The sequence below is a fragment of the Dactylosporangium sp. NPDC049140 genome, from assembly GCF_040648435.1.
Genome location: NZ_JBEZDS010000133.1, coordinates 1 through 3,836, shown reverse-complemented (window position 1 = coordinate 3,836; position 3,836 = coordinate 1). Strand labels below are relative to the sequence as shown.

3 protein-coding genes and 3 pseudogenes are annotated in these 3,836 nt (G+C 67.2%); all 6 read right to left on the bottom strand.

Annotated elements, in window-relative coordinates; all coding sequences use genetic code 11:
- Nucleotides 1-1,583 (bottom strand): hypothetical protein (locus AB0B76_RS58770; RefSeq protein WP_360395113.1); only part of this gene is annotated, 1,583 nt, incomplete at its 3' end.
- A gap of 145 nt (nucleotides 1,584-1,728) precedes the next feature.
- Nucleotides 1,729-1,917, bottom strand: a complete 189-nt coding sequence (locus AB0B76_RS58765) for an integrase (RefSeq protein WP_360395119.1) — start codon at nucleotides 1,915-1,917, stop codon at nucleotides 1,729-1,731.
- 63 nt (nucleotides 1,918-1,980) lie between these two features.
- A pseudogene (locus AB0B76_RS58760) lies at nucleotides 1,981-2,232 on the bottom strand (hypothetical protein); the annotation flags it as partial.
- Nucleotides 2,233-2,518: 286 nt separating this feature from the next.
- A pseudogene (locus AB0B76_RS58755) lies at nucleotides 2,519-2,734 on the bottom strand (helix-turn-helix domain-containing protein); the annotation flags it as partial.
- Between the two features lie 140 nt (nucleotides 2,735-2,874).
- Nucleotides 2,875-3,564, bottom strand: a complete 690-nt coding sequence (locus AB0B76_RS58750; RefSeq protein ID WP_360395116.1) for an IS6 family transposase — start codon at nucleotides 3,562-3,564, stop codon at nucleotides 2,875-2,877.
- Nucleotides 3,565-3,623: 59 nt separating this feature from the next.
- Nucleotides 3,624-3,836: pseudogene (locus AB0B76_RS58745) on the bottom strand (integrase); the annotation flags it as partial.

Genomic DNA, 3,836 nt, shown 5'->3' with positions numbered 1-3,836 from the left:
GCGCTCTCTGGGTAGTCCGTCGAGCTGACCGTCGGCGTCGTGTCGAAGTAGAAGTAGCTTTGGCTTGCCGGGGACACCCAACCGTTCGACCCCGTACTGGTGACTGACAGCCATGCAGGTCCGGGCGTGGTGAACGTGATTTGGGTGCTGGCTGTGCCGTCGGCCGCCGCCGCGACAGTCTGGGCCGGGCCATCGTTGATCTTGTACGTGTAGCTGGTCGGGAGATACCCGGAGCGGTCGATGACGCCAGGAGCGAAGCTGACCGTGAACGGAGTACCGAAGGCCGGCGTGCCCGTGTAGCTCACGGCGGGCCACGTCGCCGAGACGAAGAACCGGTAGTCCGTCGTGGGCGAAAACCAGCCGGCCCGGTCGACGGCCGTGACCAGCAGGTCATCGACCGAGGGTCGGGGAGGCGTCAACGAGGCGGTTGCGGTGCCGCCAAGCGTGTTCGCTGGAACGTATCCGGTCGTGCCGCCGCCCCACTCGTAGGTGAAGCCGACCACGTCAGGATCATTCGCGGTGAACACGAAGGTTCCCGGGATTCCTTGTCCCTCGGACGTGACCCCGGTCGGATAGTCCGCTGAGCTGACGTCCGGTGCGTGTGTCGGCGGTTTGGTATCGACCTGGAAGTAGCACGGGGCCGACCAGGGCGACGTAGCGGCTCCGTCGGAGGCACGGATCTGCCACGCGTAGCTGCCACCGTCGGTGAGGACACCGGCCGGCACTCTCCGCTGGCCGACAGAGCCGCTCGGCACATCGGGCATGCTGAACGTGGTCCGGTTGTCGGGTTGGTCGACCGGCCAGATCGCCACCTCCCCAGAGGTTTGGTCCCGGTCCAGGTCGGAAAGCGTCGCATAGAGCGTCGGCTGGATGGTGTTCAGGAACGGTCCCGGAGTTTGCAGTGCGCAGTCTTTCCCGGCCCCGAAGCCGTCACCATTCCGCAGCCCCGTCGGCGCGTTCGGGGGCCTGTTGTAGGTGATCGTCAAGCTGACTTTGTTGGCGAACCACCGGCCCAGCTTCGCGTCGCCCTCATGCGGCGCCGGTACGCGAAGTTCCAGGGTCAGAACGCTCCCGCCGCCGGCCAAGGCGTCACGCAGACCGGCTGTTGCGTTCCATCCGAGGTACGGCATCGGGCACGTCGTTCCGGCGGTGTACCCGACGGTGGCCAGCTTCTGCTGCTCCACCGCCGGATTCGTCCACGTGGTGGCGGAGCTGACCGGGCCGGTTTGCCAAAGCTCAACCGCGCGGTCCACGCAGTCGGTCGCCCGGGTCTCGGCTGCGGAGAACACCGCCGTGGAGATCTGAGCTCCCCGCAAGCCGGAGATGTCGAACGTGAAGTATGCGCGGGCCTTGTGGTCATTGCCGTCCGCGTCGGTCACCCCACCGACGGGTACGTCGCCCGACTCGTTGACATGACTGCTCTTCGGAGTTGCCGAGTCGACATACGCCCACGACGAATTCTGGGGGGTGACAACGCTGCCCGCGCTGGCCGGTGCCACCGCCACGACCGCGAGTACCCCCGTCGCGGTCAGGCTCGCCGCCGCAGCGGCGACAAGCCTGACCGGCCATCTACCTGCGTCCATTGATGGTTTCCTCCCGCCCAGAAGAGGATCTCCATGGGCGGCCTTATGTTCCCAGAGCGCGGGGAAGCTGTCCGCCCCATTCGTGGCGCTCGCTGCGGCTGATCATCACCAGTGCTCTGACCGGAAACGTTGGCCGGGTTGGGGGTCATGCCGCGGTGCGTGCGGTGTGGCCCCATTGGCGTTGGCGTTCGGAGCGGATACGGGCGTGTTCGCGGCGTTGGGCGGCGAGGACGTCGGGGTGGCGGGCGTTGGCGTTGCGCCAGCGTAGGTAGTCGTGCAGCGCCTGGGTCGCGACCGGGTGGTTGGGGTGGTTGGAGCCGGCGACGACGAACATCCGCAGCGGTCCGAAGTGCGTCTCGATCGGGTTGGCCCACGAGGAGTAGGTCGGGGTGAAGCACAGTTCGACGCGGTTGCGGATAGCCCAAGCCCGGATGGCCTTGCCTTGGTGCGCGGACAGGTTGTCCAGGATGACGTAGATCGGTGCACCGTCCGGACGGGCCTTGCGGATCGACTTGAGCGCGGCGAGGGTGTTGGCGGCGGATTTGCGCGCGGACGACGCCCCACAGGGTGTCGTCGCCGATGCTGTAGCAGGCGTGGAACTGCCGCACGCCGTGCAGCTTGTGAGAGTTGCCCGGCAGCCGGTCCGGATGCCCGGCCGCGGTCCAGGACGCGCTGGCGTGTGGCCGGATGGTCAGCGGCCCGAACTCGTCGAACGCGAAGACGCGGTCCGGGAACGCGGTGGTCACTTCCTCGATCCGGGCGAGTTTCGCCTCGGCGTTGGGGTCGTTGGTCTCCTTCCATGTCTTCGTTCGCTGGAACGTGATGTCGTGCTTGTGCAGGAACTCCCGGAGTCGTTCCCGACCGACCGCGACTCGGCGGGGGCCGTGGTTATGGGTCAGGTAATCGGCGAGTTTCCGCAGGCTCCACCGGGTGAACGGCTGGCCGAGTGTCTGTGGTCTGGTGGTGGCCGTCGCGACGATGAACACCTCGTCGTCTTCACTGATCCGGCGGGGACGGCCACCCGCCCACTGAGGGTCCAGGCAGGCCAGCCCGATTTCGTTGAACCGGTGGATGACCTCTCGGACTGCGTCTTCGTCGCCTTGGACCAGGCGGGCGATTGCCGGCACGGTGTTTCCGCTGGCCGAGGCCATGATGACCATCGCGCGCCGCAGGCGGATCGGTGATCCGGTCCCACGCCGCACGATCTGTTGTAGTCGTCGGCCCTCGTCATCACTGGCGCTGTTGCGTTTGCCGAGCGGAGGGCGCGTTCGAGCGTGTGCCGGCCCGGTCTTCAGATGGCGGTGGCGAGCTCGGTGAACGCGGCGGTGACACGGAGTCCGCGTGGGGCGTCGAGTCCGAGTTCGTAGTGTCCGCGGCGCAGGTTCTGCATGAACGCGTGTCCGGCGATGATCGTCTGTGCGGTCCGGTCGGTGCGTAGGCCGCGCATGGGTCTGAGCCGGTGCTTGAGCTGGCTGTGGTCGGCCTCGATCCGGTTGTTGGCATGCCGTTCGACATGGTGCCACGCCCACGGGACCAGCTCATCGAGCACGGCCGGGTACACCGGCGCCGCGTCGGTGATCACCTCGGTGGGTCGCACCTTCAGTGTGGCCATCGCCCGGCGGAAGAACCGGCGTGCCGCAGCAGCGTCGCGGCGGGCGCAGACGAGCACGTCGATGACCTGCCCGTCCTGGTCAACAGCCCGGTATATGTACCGCCAGACACCGTTGACCTTGACGTAGGTTTCGTCGGTGCACCACCTGTCGCCGGGTGCGTGCCGGCACCACCTGGCCGCGTCGGCCAGCAGCGGGGTGCAGCGTTGCACCCACCGGAAGACGGTGACGTGATCGGCCTCGACACCCCGCTCAAGCAGTAACTCCTCGACGTCGCGGTAGGAGAGGGTGTACCGCAGGTACAGCCGGACGGCGACCACGATGACGTCGGGCGGGAACCGGAACCCGGCGAACGCCGACCGTGGTGGCAGGGCCGGACGACGACGGTTCGAGGGTTTCACCGGTCAAGCCTGCCTGACCAGGGCAACGCTCAACGCAATAGACCCCTCCAGATCAACGTACGGTCGAGCAGTTCGTGGCGGCAGGCTTGGATCCACCGTTCCATGATCGAGTTCATGCGGGGCATCCGCACCCCGCTGAGCACGACCGTGGTACCGGCGTCGGCGAGGATCGCGTCGAACAGGGCCGGGTACTTCCCGTCACGATCACGGATGAGGTACTTCACTGAGCATCCGGCGTCGTC